The following is a 17,296-nucleotide window of genomic DNA, read 5'->3' on the forward strand; positions in this document are numbered from 1 at the left end:
AGGGCCGTGGACATCCGAATCTGGCGTGCGTTGGCGGTCCTCGGGTTCGGCACTGTTCTAGCGTTGTCCGGTTGCTCTGCCCCTGCCGACCAGCCACCTTCGATCGACCTGCCACCGACATCGCTGTCGGAGACTCCATCACCGACTACCGGCCTCGAATCACTTTCGCCCGCACCGCCCGAGTCGTTACCCACCTCGCCCGTGCCGGTAGCGCCAATTGAACCGCCCGCACAGCCCAGCCCGACCAACACGCCTGAGCCATTCCCGGTCCAATGCTTGGAAGGGACACCCGGGCCGGCCATCTGGAGTGACGGCACCACTCGCTATTCCCAGTGGTGCTTCGACACTCGAGGCGGTCAACAGAGCCTCGACGCGGAATCCGAGTCGGGAGCACCCTCGAATGGCCGGGGATACGAGTGCGGCGCAAACGGCTGTTTCTGGCCGGACGGCACCCCCGTCATCGGCGCCGACCGCTGCGGCCGCCTGTGCGGTGAACCCCCGACGTCCGGTGACGTCCAGGGTGAATGGATACAGTGCATCGCGGTGAAAACGACAGAGCAGTGCCGAGCGGAACTGGACGGCAACTGACGCGCTTCGCCTCGCAGCAGGCGGATCGGCGCAGAGCTCTCCGTCCTGAGCGTCGCTTTGCGTTGGCCGGGTGGGGGATGTTCACGTACGGTATCGATCGCAGCAGCGGGCCGAAGTGGGGGATCCGCTCCCAGTCACATCTTTGCGTCAAAGTTCACGCGTTACTGGATCGGGGCAGTACACTGCCAAGAAAGTGAAGTTATGTCTTCATTTGAGCTGGAGGTCATCTATGAAGGTCGCGCACTGACGGTGTTTGGTGTGGTGGTGCCGGGACGCGGATGCCTCGCTTCGGCCTGGTTGGAGGGTCTACCGGTGCAGCCTCAAGCCCAGTTTCGGGCAAGGTTGGACAGGCTGACGGAGGTGGGCTTCCTGCGGAGCCCCGAAGAGATGCGCCCGTTGCAATGCAACGGCGAGCCACCTGTTCATGAGATCAAGACGAGGTCTGGACATCGGCTCTACGTAATCAGGTCGAGGCAGGACTGGGTGGCAACCCACGGTGCGGTCAAGCCGCCCGATCGCAAGGTATGCGCGCAGGCCGAACGGGCACGGGGGATCTGGAAGGAGGCGCAAGAACAATGACGACATGGTTTCGGCGGACGCCGGAGGCAGAGGCGCTGTTCGCGGAGGAGCGTCTGCTGTTGTCGGCTACCGAGATGGTGCACGGCGCATTGAACGCGAAGGGCGTGAGCAAGAAACAGCTGGCAGAATTGCTGGAAGTGGCGCCCACCGAAGTGAGCCAGCGATTGAGCGGCAGACGCAACCTCACTTTGCGAAGCTTGGCACGCATGATGTACGTCCTCGGATACCGCGTGCGCCTTGCTTCTGACGCACTCGGCGGAGCTGCGGGCCACGACGCTGTGGGCGCCCGAATCAGGCGGCACCTCGTGGATCGAGACGACTCCGCGGGGAAGGCATGGTCGGTCTGCTTCCGTGCATCGATCAGTGCCGACGGCGTCAGGGACAAAGCCGATTTCGCCACCCACATCGAAGAACTCTGGTCGAACCTGCAAACGCTCGATCACATCTCCTCCGCCCGTCTCGACCACCGTGAAGACGAGATCTTGGTCGAACTCCAGGTCCACGCAGACGACCTGCTCCAGGCCTGCACCCGCGGCACAGCCGCAGTGCGAACCGCCATCCACACTGCCGGTGGCGAGACCCCCGGATGGGAGAAGGAAATGGAGCGGTTGGTTCGGCAGCTCCGATTGGATGTCTCGTCGGATTCCGAGTGCCTCGACGAGACAACTGATCAGGCTTAGTTCGTTCGACAAGCTGACTACCTATTGCTCGCACGCGGCTGGCCGGTAGTCCTTCGGGTCGGTGAGCGGATGCTGAGTCGAGGTCTCATAGTCGAAATATGTTGTTGCGCTGTGATGTTCGATGTGCTGCGATGAATGATGTTGAGCACATGGTTTGCTGAGGGGGAGCTCTGAATCTCGACGAGGCTTGGCAACTCTGTCGAAAGTCCCTTCTGAAGGCCGGTATACGGCGTCAATGGTCCGCCGGGGCCGTGCTGATGCACGAAGGTGATCGGTCCGAGCATGTCGTCGTGATCGAGCATGGGCGCGTCAAGGTGACGTCAGCGGCAGCTACCGGCAAGCAGGCCCTTCTGGCCATTCGGGGTCCCGGTGACCTGCTCGGGGAGTTGTCTGCGATCGACGGCAAGGAACGTTCGGCCACGGTGACGGCCTTGTCGCAGGTGACCGCGACGTTGGTTCCAGGCTCGGCGTTTCGTGACCTGCTCATCGGTGATGGCCAGATCGCGTTCGCCCTGCTGCGGGTGGTGGTCGACCGCCTGCGGGAGGCCGACGTACAGCGTCTCGAATTCGGTGCGTACAACGTCACCGAGCGTATCGCGAGGCTCCTGGTCGACTACGCCAGACGCTACGGCGAGCAGGGAGATGACGGAGTGATCATCACCTTGCCGTTGTCGCAGGAAGAATTGGCACATGCCGCCGGCGCATCCCGCGAAGCGGTGTCCAAAGCACTGAAGCGGTTGCGCGATCTCGGCGTACTCCGCACCGGGCGGCGACGAATCGAGCTGCTGCGGCCGGATCTACTGGCCGACATCGTAAAAGGACTGCCGAGTGTGCATTTGGACGCAGACGCGCCTGGCCACCCCCGATAGACATGAGGCGACTCACACCACACGGAGGCACACCATGAACGAACCGATGCACCGGACCTTTCTCGTCGTCGATGTCGAGAACTCGAGCCAACTGGGCAACACCGAGCTCGCGGCGATGCGCTCGACGCTGTACCGGATACTCGACGAGGCGACGGATCGCACCGGGACCGTGGTCGCCGACGATGATCGGGGCGACGGTTGCCTACTCGTGCTGAGCCTTCCGGTACTGGAGGTCCTCGACCAGATCGTCGAGTCGGTTGTGGTAGGTGTTCGCACCCATAATCACACCGTTGGCCCGCTCGACTGGATGCGTGTTCGCGTCGCAGTCCACGAAGGGTATGTGCACAAGGATGGGCGAGGGTGGTCCAGCGACGCGCTGACCGCTACCTTCCGTCTCAACGACGCCGCTGTGGTGAAGGGAACTCTGAAGAACGCAGCCAGGGCGGTCGGGGTCGTCGTGATTTCCGATATCGTGTATCAGGGTGTCGTGCGGCACAACTACCGACCTACAGTGACCTCCGCTGAGTACCGCAGTGTCGATATCACGACCAAAGAAGGACCGGTGCGGGCGTGGCTCAGGGTGCCGGGTTACCCGGAGCCGCCCCTGCCCGCCGACACATCCGCGCCCGCGGTAGCGCAGGAGGCCAACCCTGTTCGAGCGGTGGGTGAGTCCGGTTCGATCACCGCCAACAACATGATCGTGGGTGACGTGCGAGCCCGCACCATCATCGGTGGTGACAATGTAGGTGGGACGGTACCGGCGTGAGCGACTCCGAGGTACCGGTCGCCGATGACACTGCCGGGCCGGAGCGTATCGATGACGCTGAGGAGGAAGCGAACAGTATTCGCGAACGCGCCACCGACGCCGAACGCAAACGTGAGTCACGTGCCGCCGCGGAGGCGCTGAACGATGCGTTGGGTGCATTGGGTGGCGACCGCATGTCGGTTGTCGCCAACAACCTGTTCATTGGTGAGCCGCAGGTCGGCACTGTGATCGGCCGAGACAACCATTCGGGCGGTCCCGATGTCGGTTTCATGCGAAGCGGGCTGGTGTCGCCCAGCAGACTTGATGAGCTCGAGAAGACATTTGTGCCACCACCGAAGTTCGAACAGATCTGCGAACGCTTGGAATCGCATCCGGTGTCACTGCTGCGCGCTCCCGAGGGGTGGGGGAGAACGGCTACAGCTCTGCGGGCGCTGAGTCGGCAGTGTTCGGCGGGCGTGAACAAGCTCAGTCCTGAGGTGGAACTACGGTCGCTGAGCATCGAGTTCAGCGAGCGCACGGGATACCTGCTCGAAACACCCGAGATCGACCAGTTGCGGTCGCTGAGCGAGTTCCATCTCGAACAACTCGGGAAACGATTGCTCGAGCACGAATGTCGGTTGGTCGTCATTGTGGATGAACAGGTCGAACTGGGCTCCGCTGTCCATCCCTTCGTGGTCGACTGCGGAGAACCTGTCGATGTGGAGGCACTGGTGCGCGAGCACCTGCGCAGACATCTCGCAGAAGAGGAGCTGGGCATACTCGAGTATGCCGAGGTGTCCGTGTTGTTGGACCTGGTGGCCCATGACCGTCTGCCCACCCGCGAACTAACCGAATTGGCTGCACAACTCGTCGAGGTGGTCAAGGGCCAAGCCGACATCGACGATGTGATCGCCCGGTATTCGGCATACGCCGACAGTCGATTTCGGCAGTGGTTCGATGAACTCGACGCCGATGCCCGCCCATTTGCAATTGCCCTGGCGGTGTTCAACAAGATGCCGCTGCACATCGTGTCCGCGGCGGCCCGCACACTGGCGAGCCTGATCTTCGATGCCGAGGTCGATAATGAGGACATTGCGTCGGTTCGGTCAGTCTTCGGCGTCCGGAGCGTTGAAGTACTGGGCATGGTCCGTGCCCAGTCATATCGCTCGCACGAGGACACCGTGTACGGCCGAATCCCGGTCGACGCTGTGCGCTTCGAGGACGAACGCGTTCCGCAGCGCCTGCTCGAGTACGTGTGGCAGGAATATCCCGCTGCGCACGAGGTGGTCCGTGACTGGTTGCGTGGGCTCGGCGGTGCCGACGACCTCAGAGTCAGCACGCGGGCCGGGGTCGCGGTAGGACTGCTGTCCACCTTCGAGTTCGAACATGCCAGGCGGTTGGTGATCGAACCGTGGGCCGACAGCGGTCGGCATCACGAAGAGTATGCCGCGATCGGTGCGTTGCAGTTTCCCAGTCTGAGGCCAGAACTCACGCCGCTGGTCGCGCGGATGCTCGCGGCATGGTCTCGCCCCGGGCAGCCGTTGGCGCGCCGAGTGACGGCGACAGCCGCATTGGGCAGCACGATCGGACAGCTCATGCCGCAGCGTGCCATTTTGTTGCTCCGTCAGGCAGCCCGTAGCTCCGAGCCGGATGTGCGTGATGCGGTGTGTTACAGCATGAAGCAGCTATTCTCTATCCGCGATATGACTGGCACCGTGCTACGCGAGCTGCGCCGGTGGACTGCATCGCAGCATCGCAGCCTGCGCGGCACCGGGTTTCTGTGCGTCCTGCAATTGAGCTTCGATCTATCGGTCGACACGGCCGAGGGCGTGTATCCGTGGCCGGTGCTGGTCTGGCTGGCCGACGAATCGAGCGAGCATCGCGATGATGTCATCGTGCTTCTGGCCCGCCTGATGCAAGCACCGTATTTCCTGCCTGCCGCCTATGACGAGATCCGACGGTGGGTTTATCTCGCCGAGCGCGACTCCGGATTGTGCGTGCCATTGGGGCGACTACTGGTCGACTTGGAGAAAGCAGATCAGGACAGCGGAGTCGTCCCGGACTATCTGCGTGAGTGGGCGGACGAACGCAATGGGCCAGTGGCGGCCGTTGACGAATTACTGAAAATGTTCGAGTCGAAAAGGATGAATTGACATGACAATCGACGGAACTCGACCGTTGATACGCTACGCCACCGTCGACCGGTCTGCTTGGCGGACATTCCGTCCACCTACCGATGGACACGCGGCCGTCTCGGTGGACCGGGGAGGTGAGCTGCTTCTTCTCACTCGTCGGCCATCGGCAGGTGAGGCGTTCTTCCGGCCCCCTGCCGGTGTGTACTGGGTGGACGTTGCCGTGCACCACGATCCGTGCACGTTCGTTCTCCCTGCGGCCGAGGGCGTTTTCACCTTCACTGCAGAGGTCGACCTCACGTGGCAGGTGACCGACCCGGTGAAGGCGGTCAGAGACCATCCGGCCAGCGGCGAGCAGGTGTACCGGCCCTACCTGGAACGCGAGCTGCGACGGCTGAGCCGTGAATATCAGATCGAACGCTTCATGATGGCCGAGCGGGAAGTGAACGATCATTTCGCCGATCAGCAAATCGAATTGAGCTGTGGTATAGCGCTTTTGAGTTGCTCGGTCAAGCTTGCGCCTGAGTCGGGCACCCATGCCTACATTCAAGAATCCACGTTTGATCACAGGAAGGCACGGCGTCGTGAGGCCGAGCATGACGCTCTCCTGCACACCGCGCAACTGCAGCTGACGGCGAACGAGTCCCGGCACGGTCTGAAGCTGCAAACGACCCACCAGGACTATGAGCTCACCAAACTCGCCCAACGACGCGACCTTGAGCTGGAGCAGCAACGGATGAGTTTCTACGCTGAGGCACTGCACGGCGGTGAACTGAGTGTGCTCGCGTACCGACTGGCATCCAACCGCGACGACGCCAACGAGGTCATCGCGTTGATGATGCGGCAGAAGCAGGTGGATTTCGATGCTGCGCACGGCATGTTGACCGCCCTGCTGGAACAAAACCTGGTCAACAAGCGCGACGTCCAGGACATCATGGCGCGTGCGACCGCGGTCGTCGCCAACCATTTGAGTCCCGGGGCGGTGGAAGCCGGTTCGGTGTCGCCGCCCAAGACTGAGCTTTCCGCCTCGTCGATGTCGGCTCTTGTCCAAGAGGCTGAAATTCTCGACCGGTCCGATGACGATGACGTCTGACCTCGCGGTCGCGGACAACCCGTTGGCCGAGCTTCCCGTCGGCGGTGGGTTGGTCGCGCAGCTCGACAAGTTGCTGATCGATCTGGGTTTCACCGCGCAGTGGGCAGCGGCGGTGGAGTTCTTGATTCTTGCGGTGGTGGCGTTCCTTCTTCTGAGCGTTGCCATCGGCAAGGTGGTGCCGTGGATGAGTGGGAAGCTGAATGGGTACGAAGGTCGGCTTACCGCGCCGATCCCAGCGGTGCTGTTGGCGCCGGAATGGATGGTCACAACACTTCTGGTCAAAGCCGGACGAAAGCCGGGAGCAATCGTGTATGGCTATGGTGAGGCCGTGCTCGCCCTGACGGACTGGCTGCAGGCCGCGCTTTCGGTGGTGCTGCGATTCCTCGGATCAGTGGGCAAGTTCAGCCGACAGATTGCGATCGCGGTGCTCGTGCTGGGATTTCTCTCGTGGAACAGCAGTTCCTGCGTAGCCGACAGTCAGCCATGCATCTCTCCAGTTCAACATTGGATGGGATGATCGGCGCTATCATCTCGATGCTCCGAGCAGCGCCACCGTGAACCAAGCAACGAAGACGACGAGGCTGATGGCCGTCCAGCGCAGTGCCACCCCGAACCGGTGGTACTTGTGCCGGGCAATCTCAGCCAGGGCGCTGGCTTGCCACCACGCCTGATCGGCCAGCACCGCTGTTGTCGGGCGCACGTCCGCCTCGCTGGGAAAGGTTGGGAAGCAGAACCAGTTCCCCGCCCCAGCGCTGCCGAGCCTTGGCCGCAGCGTCGCGCCGAGGTATCCCATACAGACGATCAGACTTACTGCGAGCCCGATCGCCGTCACGACAAGAGCGATATTCATAGACGAGCGAGTAGTGGTGACCAGGCCGGTCACTGCGAATCCGTTGGCGGTCAAAAGCAATCCGGCCTTGGTGTCCGCTGCGAGGATGACGCGGTTGAACTCGGAGATGGTGCGAAGAGCAGTGTTGAGGTCGTCGAGCGGGGCGAGACTTTTGCTACGGATCATCATGAGACCAGCACAGCAGCGGCCATGAGTAACCTCCAGGTACTAAGACACACAGCAGGTTGGTGCACAGCACGCACGCTGGGTCGTGGTCTCCGAGGAAAGTTGGGGCAGATTCAGCGAGAGAGCGTCAAGCTCGGTGGTGAGCGGATCAGTGCCAGATGAACGTGAGGTGGTCCCGGGCACGGGTTGCTGCGACGTAGGCAAGCGCCTTGGCACGCTGCGCGGCATCGGCAGTCTCGTGCGGGGACCCTTGCATGTCGACGACTGCTGTGGGCGGTCTGCCGGGGTCGACGCCGGCAACGATCACGTGGGTGTACTCGAGCCCCTTCGCGCCGGACATCGTGCGGACCGCGACAGGTGGTGGAGCATCGTCGCGGAAGTCGTCGTCGACCCCGAAACTCGCTGACCTCAACCGTGTTCGAATTCTGTCAGCTGTGGTGTTGTCGAAGGCCAGCACCGCGATGGTTGTCGCCGAAGTGCCGGACTCCTGCCATCCACGGACCGTCGCGACGATCCGTTTCAGCATCGCTTCCTCGCCAGGGCATCGCAGCAGACTAGGTTCGGGACCGAGCCGGGCAGAGCGGTAGCCAGACCCCGGTTCGACCCGATCTTCGAGATCCCAGAACTCGGTGTCCGACAGGAAGCTCAGGGCGAAGTCAAGGTTCTGGGCCGTGGTCCGATAGTTCAGAGTGAGCCGACGTGACCGACCGCTCAACGCAATATTGTGGTCCGACAAAGTGATTCGCTCGCTGAAGATGCGTTGGTGTGGGTCGTCGGCGATGAACACGTCGTCAGCTCCTTCGTCGACAAGCGCTCGCACGAATCGCCAATGCACCGCATGCAGATCTTGCCCCTCGTCCACCAGAACGTGGTCCGCGAGTGCCACGCCACCTGCAGACGCATCGTGCACGAGGCGCCGCGCTGCCACGGCGGCGACTTCCTGATAGCTGTACCAGTTGAACCGCGCGCACAGCTCCCGGTACGCGTCGAAGATCTTCCACAGGGAGTGCTTGGTTGCCCTGTCCAATCGGATTCGGCGCCCACGCCGGTCCACCGTTGCGTATTCGCGGAACGTCCGGATTCGTCGCGCCAGCACCACCGAAACATACTCGTTCTCCAGGAACCACGGCGTGGTCAGTTGGGGCGGCAAACCATGGTCCACCTGCCCGGCGATCCGCGGCCACACGTAGCGATCGGGTCGCTTTCCCCGCCAATGGAACTTGCGGTGCCCGAAGACATCCTGTGATGCAGGTTCTACTTCTGAGCTCTGCCGCAGGACCTGGATGGCCAGACTGTCGATGCCGCCGACGTAGATACCGGGCTGTCCCAGTTTCGTCACAATCGCTATGTCGGGATCGAGGGTTCGGAGATTCGTTTGGAGAATCGTTGCCAGCTCTTTGGTGAACGTGGTGAGTACCACGCGGGCAGCCGGGTCGCGGCGAACGAGGTTACGCGCGCGGTGAACGAGAATGACCGACTTGCCGGTGCCCGAGCCGCCCGAGACCCGGAACGAGCCCTGATAGCTCTGCTCCGCGTATCGCCGCTGTTCCGGATGCAGGAATGTTCGCCAGGCATCAGCGTCGCCACTGTCGATGACACGTCGTAGCTCGGTCGAATCCTCGGCATAGCTGAAGCGCAGCCGTGATGCCGGGCGCGCCAGGGCGGCGATGATCCTGTCGTCTTCGGCCGTTGTTGTGTCGCTCGGGACGATCAGGTCGAGTTGTTCGCGAATCTGCGCGGGTGTAGCTCCATCGAGGAGTTGGAGCAATGCCTGGCCCTGCCACCCGAGCGTTGCCGAGACTTCTCCGGCGAACCGCACGAATTCCGACCGATCGGTGATGCGGCACGCGCGTTCGGTGACGGTGCGGTCGAGCCCCAGTTCCGCAGCGAGCTCTGCCGCAGTGCGCCCGCTCCGCTCCAGTACGGGATGACGGGCCGGGTCAGCAGTCCGTGGTCCGGAGGTGACGAGCGGCAGCTGGCCCACGGTACCTTCGAGCACACCGGAGACCGGATTGACGCGCAGCATCGCCCTGGCAGCTCGGCGGACTGCTTCGGCGGTCGGCCACGTGCCCATGTAAATGTAGGTCGTCTCGCCGGCGTCAGGATCGACACGGAAGACGACGGCGCGGTGCCTGCCATCCACGTATGCCGTCCGCACCCGCGAATCGTTCGCGCCCGGAACCGGCTCCGTCCATGGCTCGTCCTGTGGGCTGCCCTGGAACAGTGACAACAGGTCGATGAGGCGCCGTCGAACGGTCGGATCGAGATCTCTGCTCGTGGCTGTGGAAGTGAGGACGATCCTCGCCACTTACTACACCCGCCCGGTCATGCGGGTGCCCGCATCGGTCGTTCCCGTTGCTGCGCTTGCCGGATCAGATCGACGATCGTCGCGGTCCGTTCGGGAAACTCGTTCGCCCACAATGCGAGGAATGCGTGGGCCACATCGTGCGCCGACAGAAATCCGAGGTCTTCACCGATCTGCTGAAAGATCACGTGGACGTCGCGGTTCGTCGTCTTGCGTGAGCGGACCACCGAAACGACACGCCGCTGCCGATCCAGCGGCAGTCGCAGCGACATCGTCAGTCTCGCTCCGAGTTCATCGAGTCGGGAAAAGACATCGTCGAGCACAGTGCGTTCCGGATCGAAATCTCCAGGCAGCAGATGGATGTGTTTGTCACTGTCGGCCTGAGACGCTTGATCGCCGTCCAGGAAACAGAGCGCAGGTTGCCGGGTGGTGGGGATCGAATTATGGTGCAGGGTGGCGTTCTTCGCGACCGCAGCGCCGCTCATCGGATGGATCTCGATCATGTCCATCTCGATCTCGCCGTCCCCGCGCAACGCGGTGGCCACCAGATCTCGGGCGAACTGATCCTCGACGAAAACCACCACATCGGCCTCTACCTGCCCGGTGATCGCGCGCAGTGACCGTACGTCGAGCTTTCCTTGGATCACCCTGTCGCCCAGCGCAGCCCAAATCGCTTCTGCGGGCAGAGGAGCCAAGGCGTCGTTCGAATGGGTGGTGAACACGACCTGGCACTTCCGGCGGTGCGCCACGTCGATCAGATACTCCACCATCCGCTGGGTTGCCACCGGGTGAAGACCGTTCTCGATCTCCTCGATCAGGATCAGGCTGTTGTCCTCGGCCGCCTCTACCTCGGCGATGATCCTGATGACGCTCGCCTCACCGGCACCGAAATGAAACTCCGAGTACCCGTCACCGTGTGCGGTGACCCCCGAAAAGATGCTCAACCGATCGGTGGCATCGAGGAACAACTGACGGAACCCGGCCAACGGCTTGCCGAGCACCTTCTCGGCTTGGTCGATGACCTGATCAGGGAGGTGGGTCTCGCGAACCGCCTCGAAGGCGCCGCCGACCGCCCGGCGGAGATTCTGGCGCTCACTGGCCGGGACCGTACGTTCGACCCCGAAGATCAGCACCCGCCGGTCGACCGCCGTCCGATTCCACTTCAGCCGTTTGAAACTGGCGGTCCGCAGCACCGGCACCTTTCGGTTCAGCCCCTTGTCGATGAGCTGATACTCGATCGACCAGTTCTGCATGCTGTCGTCGTACTTGCCGCTCTTGGCGAAGAACCGGCTCGGCGGCACCGAGCTGTAGGGCAGACCCGCAGCTCCGAGGATCGTCGACTTCCCGCCGCCGTTCGGCCCGGCCACCGCGGTGACCGGAAAGTCGAAGCTCACCTCGATTTCGGTGAAGCCACGAACCTTGGTGAGCGTGAGTTTGCGGAGGTACTGGCCGTAGTTCTCCTTGGCGACCTTGCCCGCGAGCTCCTGGATGATCCCATCCCGGATCTCACTACGAAACCCGTTGCCTGCGTACACAACCACGAACCACCCCCAGCTCGTCACCTGGACGCTCCGCGCCCCGACCGTTGAGCATGATAGCGCGATCAGCGTCACCTTCGGGTGACGGAATCCCGACCGATCGCTGCAGGGTGGTGGTTCTGCTGGTCATCTGGCGATATGCACTCGAGGCGAAGGTGGCACTCAATGTTCTTGTCTGACAACGTGTCTACGAGCGCTGCGGTTACCTCGGCTGGGCCCGCTTCCAGGGTGTGGGGGGAGTTGCCGTGGCTGATCTGTCGGTAGAGCTGTCAAGCATCAGCGGATTCACCACCGATCTCGGGGAACTGGCGACGTCCTCGGGCATATCCTGTGAAGACAATCGCCGGACCGCCGCTGGAGTCGTCACCACGGGTGGAACGAGGGCAGGAAGCATGGTTCACCTCGGCGTCGGGGAAGGTGATGATTCGCGAAGTCACCGTTGATGTGCGCGACGAAACCACTCGGATCATCCACATAGAATTTCGTGGCGTCTGATCTCGGATCATTCGTCGGGGGCGCTGCCTGGATGTGTTGCCAGGCTTGCAGCTGTTCGGACGCATGGGTGGTTCCTTGTCTCCTTCGGAGCGTGGCACCGGGCAGGCAGATCTCGGTTGACGATGTTTTCAATACGCACGCCGGTTTGTGTTGGGATTTTCCCAATTACCCAGGTAGTCTGGCATGTATGGATGACGATCTGATGGCGGTAGGCGAGCGGATCCGGTCGCGGATGCCTGCGGATCTGAACCAGCGCAGCCTTGCTGAGCGGGCTGGAATGAAGCCTGACGCGTTGTCGCGGGCGCTGAACGGCCAGCGAGGGTTCTCCTCCCGGGAACTTGCCCGCATCGCCGACGAGATCGGCGCCGACCTCTACTGGCTGGTCACCGGCGAACGGGATCCGCAACGGGTCAGGATCGCTGCTCGCCATGTCTGGGATGGCGATCGCGGCGTGCGGACCAATCCGGGGCGGTCCCACGACGAGGCGCTCCTCGCGCAAGTGGTCGAGACCTACAACGCGGCGTTCCCACAGGGGCCACCGCCGAGTGAACGAATGCCCGACAGCCCCGAGGCGATGCGCGGCGTGCTCGGCGAGAACTTCGCACGGCGGTTCGGTGACGCTGTCGAGAAGCGGTTGGGGGTCGACGTCATTCGCCTGCCGATGTTGTCGACGGACTACTCGCTGACTATCGGCTCGCGGGCGGTCGTCATCCTCGCGACCACTCCCAATTGGTTTCGGAGCAACTGGTCACTGTCCCACGAGCTTGCTCATCTTGCACTCGGGCACCCCAGCGGGGACCAGCACCCCGGGGAGTCGGACGAGGCGCCGGCTGACGACTTCGCGGCTCGGTTGCTCCTCCCTGAAGCACTTGTCACTCAGCAGAGTTGGCCTGTGATGAGTGCTCGCAGCGTGGCGCGCTTCCTGTGGGAAACGGGTGTGTCCACGGCTGCCTTGAAGAATCGGCTGGCCACGCTGAGGATTCACCCTTCCGTCGAAGTCGTCGCGGCCCTGAAACAGGCAACACCGGTGGCAGTTCGCGCGCATACCGCTGACGAGTTCGAGCCGTTCGAAGTTCGGCGAGCGGTGATACTGAGACAGCAAGAGTCGTCCACACGCGCGGTTCCGTCGATTCTTCTCGACGCGCTCCAACAGCGGGTCGAGGATGGCGCCATCTCTCCCGAACACCTCGCGTGGGCGCTGGATGTGTCGGTCGATGAGATTGATTTCCCTGAACCGGATGACAACAGGGACCTCGCGCGAGCATACGAACAGGGCTTCGACAACCGGCCGAGTCATGCCGAGCTGGCGGACTGGCTCGCAGCGAGGGGCCGACCTGCCCAGTGATTCCATCGGAGATCTGCTGGACAACGATTACCGATCGCCGAGAGGCGATAGAACTTCAAACCTTCACCTGCACAACCGCACGCCTTCGCAGCCCCGCAGGGCGCGAGCTGCCGCATCCCAAACCCTGGGAACGTCTGGCTCAGAGCATCATTCGGCGCAGTCCGCAGTGTTTGAAGGCGGGCAATCTCCTGATCGTCGGGCGATGTGAGGCCAGCACGGAGATTGTTGCGGTAGCTCATCTGACGTTCGACGAATCCACGTCGACGATGTTCGCTGCCCACGTCGCGGCTGTCGGGGTGAGTGAGAGCATGCGGGGACTGGGCGGAAAGGTCGCCGACAGCGTCCTGGCCAGGTCCTGCGAGGTCATCGTCGATCGAGCACAGGAGTTCAGCGCTGGTCCGATACTGGTCACCGCGAATATTCATGTCGAGAACCACCCGAGTCAGCGTCTGTTCGAACGTGCTGAGTTCGAGCCGATCTCGGTGCCGCTCGGCGAGTATCAGCAGTGATCCGCGACCTCGGTTGCTGAGGCGCTGAAACCGAAAGGTCATCGCGCACCTTCGAGCCATGGAGCTTCATTCGTCACGTGCCCGTGCCACACGCACTCCACAGTCCGGTCCGGAGCCAGGCTGCGGTTTCGGTGGGGGATTGGCCGACGTCGATGCCGATGGTGTGGATTGTGCCGAGGTGTCGATTGTTTCCGCGGACGTGCAGTGTTCGGGAAGAGTGCGGATGGGTGCACGGGTGGATTATCGCGGCTGCGGGCGTGTCCTGTGGGGAGTAGCCGGTGATATAGGTGAGGAGTTGGTGGGTATCGGCCGCTGAGACGGAATTGTTCTCGTAGCGCTTGTATTTCGCGTCGATGGGAAAGTATTGCGACGTAGTGGGAGAAGCGACGGTGACTACGACATCTGGGCGGAATGTGCGGGTCGACAGGTCGCCGGAAACGGTGATCTTGGTAGCTGTGATCGCTGTTGCGATGGTGGCGCCGGGTGGGGCGGAGTCGGCGATGAGGCGGGCGACGGCAGCTTCCCAGACGCTGGGGAGGTGGAGAAGGAGGCTGTCGGTACGGGTGCCCGTATCGGTGAGTAGGTCGGCTACCCCGCCGGATCGCAGGATCAGGCCCGCCCACACATGTGCTGAGCGATAGCGGCAGTTGAGGCGGTTGTAGCTGGCTCGGGACAGAGCATCCACGGCCCCGGAAACTCGCCCTACAGCGGGAAATTCGGCGGCGATCAGGGAAAGCTGTTGCACCAGAGTTGAGTCGGAGACGATCGCGTGAGCGGCTCTGAGGGCGTGGCCGCAGACTTCGTTCTCCCAGATCGACGGGCTGCGGTCGAAGGTGTCGAGGTGAAGCTGGTCGAGCATGCCGTAGCGGCGGGTGGCCTGGGTGACGGTGTCGAGGCGTCCACGAAGCACGGGGCCGAGCTGGCGGTTGCGAACATAGTCGCGGCGCAGGCCCTCGCGGAGCAGGATCTGGCATTCGCGCAGAAGCGCGGCGGCGACGATGTCGGCGAAGCCGGTCCGGGATACGGACCAGTCTCGCGCGGTCGAATCGTGCGGGACGGGCACGGCTAGGGCATAGCACAGCCACCGGATGAGAGACTCTCCGGTGAAGGCGAGCTTCGGCTCGATTACCAGACGGATTCGGTCCAGATTGAGGATGCCGACCGTCGCATCGGCCTCGAGGCGCCAGCCAGTCCGGGACTCTTCCACGGTGAAGCGGCCCTGGGCCTGGATCGCACGGAGCCGGACCAGGTCGCCTGGGGTGAGCAGATCTGCGGGGATCTGGGCGGATTCGTATTCCCGAAGGCGGACCTCGGATCTTTCACTCATCGAGACCTGAAGTGCTCGTGGTGAATTCGGTGGCAAGCGAGGTCGGCAGATCGGTGGCCGTGATGATCTTCGGGCGGCTGGTTTCGGGGTCGACCAGGGAACCCAGCACGCGGTGGAGCAGTTCGGCACGACCCATGCAGTAGTCCTCGAGCAACGGCACGATGTCGTGGTAATAGGCGGCGGCGAGTTCCTCTTCGGTCGAGATCGGGAGCCCGTTGTGGAGGAGGTAGGCGTGCCCGATCTGGTGGTCGGCGTCGAGGTGACCAGCGATACGGTCGTTGAGCGCTGACAAGAGTTCGGGAAGTTCGAGAGGACCGATGGTGCCGGAAACGACCTCCGGGTCGGGTCCGACATGGACAAATGCGAAGCGGCGGCGAATCGCCGCGTCGAGGTGACCGACACTGCGGTCGGCGGTATTCATCGTGCCGATGATCTGAACGTTGGGCGGCACGGCGAAAACGCGCTGACTGATAGGCAGATCGACACCGAGGCCGCGCTTGTCGGATTCCAGCACGGTGATCAGCTCGCCGAAGATGCGAGGCAGATCGCCGCGGTTGATCTCGTCGATGATCAGCAGGAATTTGTCGCCCTCATCGGCGGTTGCCGCCTCGGCGCAGAGCTTGTGGAACAGGCCGTCGGTGAGTTCCAGGTGCAGGCCCGCGGTGCCGGGATGGTGTGCCGGTTTGAAGCCCTCGACGAAGTCCTCGTAACCGTAGGACGGGTGGAAGGTAACCAGGCGGACGCGGCCGGTCTCGAGGAGCTCGGTAACCGCAGCATTCCGATTCGGGCCATCGATGTCGGCTGTCCGGCCGTGGGTGGCGAGTGCGACATTGAGGGCGAGGCGGGTTTTGCCGGTGCCCGGCGGGCCGTACAAGATGGCCTGACCTTTGCGATGCAGGGCGGCCGTGATCGCGGAGATCGATTCCGGTAGTTCGGGTTCGACATCGGCGGCCCTCGGATTCTGCGCGGACTGCGCTTTGGTGAGCTCCGCGAAAAGGCTGTCCTTGACCTTGACGATGGTGCGCCGCCAGCCCTGCGGGGTATCCAGTCGCCGCGCATGGCTGGTATCCCACGCGACCGGAACCACATGTTTGCAGTCCGTCCGTGAGTCGTCGAACCGATAGCCGCCGGTTACGGTGCCGATGGCGAGCACGGTGGACATGCCCTGGTTGGCGATGATCCGATCGCCAGGCTCCAGATCACGGTAGGCGAGCAGGTTCTTCGCACTACTGATGGCGGAGGTCGGCCACAGCGCGGTGAAAGCGTCTTTGAGGTCGGTGTCGCTGGTGTACTGCGAGAGGTCGCCGAGTTCGTCCCAGCCGACACAAATGTAGTTGCCCTCCAGACAGTCCTTCCAGTACTTCGCCTGTTCGCCGGGGGCAATCTTCCAGATGGGGCGGCTGCGTTCCCTCGGGTCGAAGTAGTCGTACAGGAACTGCATCAGTTCGTGGGGTTCCCACTCGGAGAACTCCGGGAACTGCTCGACCAAGGCGAGCAGCTGACGGTTCGCGCGCCAGGAGGTCGCTCCGCGCTCCGGGGTGCCACCGAGACGCTCGATGAAGCTACGCAGGTGAGAGCCCGAGAAGACCGGGAGAAAATGCTGTGGGAAATAGGTCGCCAGTGACTTCGTCACCAACGACTGACCGGACCGCAGCGCGTCGAGGTCGTCGAGCTCGTCGAACGCCTCACGTCTGACGGCATCGAACGCGGCCACGAACTGAGCGCGCAATCGCGTCCAACCCGCCTCGAGGTCTGAGCCGAGTTGCGGAGCGAGCTTCCACTCGCCGGAACTGCGCCGGAAGATGATGTGCTTCCCCGCGCTACCACCACCGATGCCGCCGAGATCGACCGTATCGAACTCCATCAGCCGGCAGTACGTGCCCGGTCCGCAGCCCAACGCATAGCGTTCGACTTCGAGCGCCGGCCACGCCTCCAGCGGGAACTCGGCGAGAACTCGTTTCCGCTGTTGCTCGGCATTGGCGACGCGGTCGGCGACACGGCTTCGGTCGAAGTCGGCGATCGCGGCTGAGAGTTCCATTTGTCCCTGTCCTACGGTCGAATTCGCCTGGTTCGGGG

General features: G+C 63.0%; 14 protein-coding genes. 9 read left to right on the forward strand and 5 right to left on the reverse strand.

Annotated features, from left to right (window positions below):
* Window positions 1–789: 789 nt before the first annotated feature.
* The 7 genes from BOX37_RS08290 to BOX37_RS08320 all read left to right on the forward strand — a co-directional run bounded on the left by BOX37_RS08290 (window position 790) and on the right by BOX37_RS08320 (window position 7,203).
* On the forward strand, window positions 790–1,167 hold the full coding sequence (locus BOX37_RS08290; protein WP_071927132.1) for a hypothetical protein: 378 nt from the start codon (window positions 790–792) through the stop codon (window positions 1,165–1,167).
* On the forward strand, window positions 1,164–1,847 hold the full coding sequence (locus BOX37_RS08295; protein WP_071927133.1) for a helix-turn-helix domain-containing protein: 684 nt from the start codon (window positions 1,164–1,166) through the stop codon (window positions 1,845–1,847). The genes BOX37_RS08290 and BOX37_RS08295 overlap by 4 nt, the downstream gene beginning before the upstream one ends.
* 224 nt (window positions 1,848–2,071) lie before the next feature.
* Window positions 2,072–2,716: a Crp/Fnr family transcriptional regulator gene (locus BOX37_RS08300; RefSeq protein ID WP_276207262.1), complete on the forward strand. Its 645-nt coding sequence runs from the start codon at window positions 2,072–2,074 to the stop codon at window positions 2,714–2,716.
* Between the two features lie 34 nt (window positions 2,717–2,750).
* Entirely contained in the window at window positions 2,751–3,482 is a 732-nt protein-coding gene (locus BOX37_RS08305) for a hypothetical protein (protein WP_071927135.1), read from the forward strand.
* Window positions 3,479–5,614, forward strand: coding sequence for a hypothetical protein (locus BOX37_RS08310; protein WP_071927136.1), 2,136 nt, complete (start codon window positions 3,479–3,481; stop codon window positions 5,612–5,614). The genes BOX37_RS08305 and BOX37_RS08310 overlap by 4 nt, the downstream gene beginning before the upstream one ends.
* 1 nt (window position 5,615) lies before the next feature.
* On the forward strand, window positions 5,616–6,686 hold the full coding sequence (locus BOX37_RS08315) for a hypothetical protein (RefSeq protein ID WP_156910326.1): 1,071 nt from the start codon (window positions 5,616–5,618) through the stop codon (window positions 6,684–6,686).
* Window positions 6,676–7,203, forward strand: coding sequence for a hypothetical protein (locus tag BOX37_RS08320; protein WP_071927138.1), 528 nt, complete (start codon window positions 6,676–6,678; stop codon window positions 7,201–7,203). Before BOX37_RS08315 ends, BOX37_RS08320 begins: the two co-directional genes overlap by 11 nt.
* Window positions 7,204–7,212: 9 nt before the next feature.
* Here the strand turns inward: BOX37_RS08320 and BOX37_RS08325 are convergent, their stop codons facing one another.
* The 3 genes from BOX37_RS08325 to BOX37_RS08335 form a co-directional block, all read right to left on the reverse strand.
* A complete protein-coding gene (locus BOX37_RS08325; RefSeq protein ID WP_071927139.1) occupies window positions 7,213–7,704 on the reverse strand; it encodes a Pycsar system effector family protein in 492 nt (163 codons plus the stop codon).
* A gap of 145 nt (window positions 7,705–7,849) precedes the next feature.
* Entirely contained in the window at window positions 7,850–9,775 is a 1,926-nt protein-coding gene (locus tag BOX37_RS08330; RefSeq protein ID WP_338039863.1) for a UvrD-helicase domain-containing protein, read from the reverse strand.
* Between the two features lie 251 nt (window positions 9,776–10,026).
* On the reverse strand, window positions 10,027–11,619 hold the full coding sequence (locus BOX37_RS08335) for an ATP-dependent nuclease (protein ID WP_240505268.1): 1,593 nt from the start codon (window positions 11,617–11,619) through the stop codon (window positions 10,027–10,029).
* Window positions 11,620–12,226: 607 nt separating this feature from the next.
* Between BOX37_RS08335 and BOX37_RS08340 the strand changes: the two genes are divergently transcribed.
* Both BOX37_RS08340 and BOX37_RS08345 read left to right on the forward strand, forming a co-directional pair.
* Window positions 12,227–13,384, forward strand: coding sequence for a helix-turn-helix domain-containing protein (locus BOX37_RS08340; RefSeq protein ID WP_071927142.1), 1,158 nt, complete (start codon window positions 12,227–12,229; stop codon window positions 13,382–13,384).
* Window positions 13,381–13,893, forward strand: a complete 513-nt coding sequence (locus BOX37_RS08345; RefSeq protein WP_156910328.1) for a GNAT family protein — start codon at window positions 13,381–13,383, stop codon at window positions 13,891–13,893. The genes BOX37_RS08340 and BOX37_RS08345 overlap by 4 nt, the downstream gene beginning before the upstream one ends.
* A gap of 73 nt (window positions 13,894–13,966) precedes the next feature.
* Here BOX37_RS08345 and BOX37_RS08350 read toward each other — a convergent pair whose 3' ends face one another.
* Both BOX37_RS08350 and BOX37_RS08355 read right to left on the reverse strand, forming a co-directional pair.
* Window positions 13,967–15,220 carry an McrC family protein gene (locus BOX37_RS08350; RefSeq protein ID WP_071927144.1) on the reverse strand — a complete coding sequence of 418 codons (1,254 nt, stop codon included), beginning with the start codon at window positions 15,218–15,220 and terminating at the stop codon, window positions 13,967–13,969.
* Window positions 15,213–17,258: an McrB family protein gene (locus BOX37_RS08355; RefSeq protein ID WP_071927145.1), complete on the reverse strand. Its 2,046-nt coding sequence runs from the start codon at window positions 17,256–17,258 to the stop codon at window positions 15,213–15,215. The genes BOX37_RS08350 and BOX37_RS08355 overlap by 8 nt, the downstream gene beginning before the upstream one ends.
* Window positions 17,259–17,296 lie beyond the last annotated feature (38 nt).

It is taken from the genome of Nocardia mangyaensis, from assembly GCF_001886715.1.
GTDB classification, from domain to species: Bacteria; Actinomycetota; Actinomycetes; order Mycobacteriales; family Mycobacteriaceae; genus Nocardia; species Nocardia mangyaensis.

Coding starts and splice junctions, on each gene's coding strand:
- BOX37_RS08290 (WP_071927132.1), top strand. CDS start 790: ATGTCTTCATTTGAGCTGGAGGTCATCTATGAAGGTCGCGCACTGACG.
- BOX37_RS08295 (WP_071927133.1), top strand. CDS start 1,164: ATGACGACATGGTTTCGGCGGACGCCGGAGGCAGAGGCGCTGTTCGCG.
- BOX37_RS08305 (WP_071927135.1), top strand. CDS start 2,751: ATGAACGAACCGATGCACCGGACCTTTCTCGTCGTCGATGTCGAGAAC.
- BOX37_RS08315 (WP_156910326.1), top strand. CDS start 5,616: ATGACAATCGACGGAACTCGACCGTTGATACGCTACGCCACCGTCGAC.
- BOX37_RS08320 (WP_071927138.1), top strand. CDS start 6,676: ATGACGTCTGACCTCGCGGTCGCGGACAACCCGTTGGCCGAGCTTCCC.
- BOX37_RS08325 (WP_071927139.1), bottom strand. CDS start 7,704: ATGATGATCCGTAGCAAAAGTCTCGCCCCGCTCGACGACCTCAACACT.
- BOX37_RS08330 (WP_338039863.1), bottom strand. CDS start 9,775: ATGGGCACGTGGCCGACCGCCGAAGCAGTCCGCCGAGCTGCCAGGGCG.
- BOX37_RS08340 (WP_071927142.1), top strand. CDS start 12,227: ATGGATGACGATCTGATGGCGGTAGGCGAGCGGATCCGGTCGCGGATG.
- BOX37_RS08350 (WP_071927144.1), bottom strand. CDS start 15,220: ATGAGTGAAAGATCCGAGGTCCGCCTTCGGGAATACGAATCCGCCCAG.
- BOX37_RS08355 (WP_071927145.1), bottom strand. CDS start 17,258: ATGGAACTCTCAGCCGCGATCGCCGACTTCGACCGAAGCCGTGTCGCC.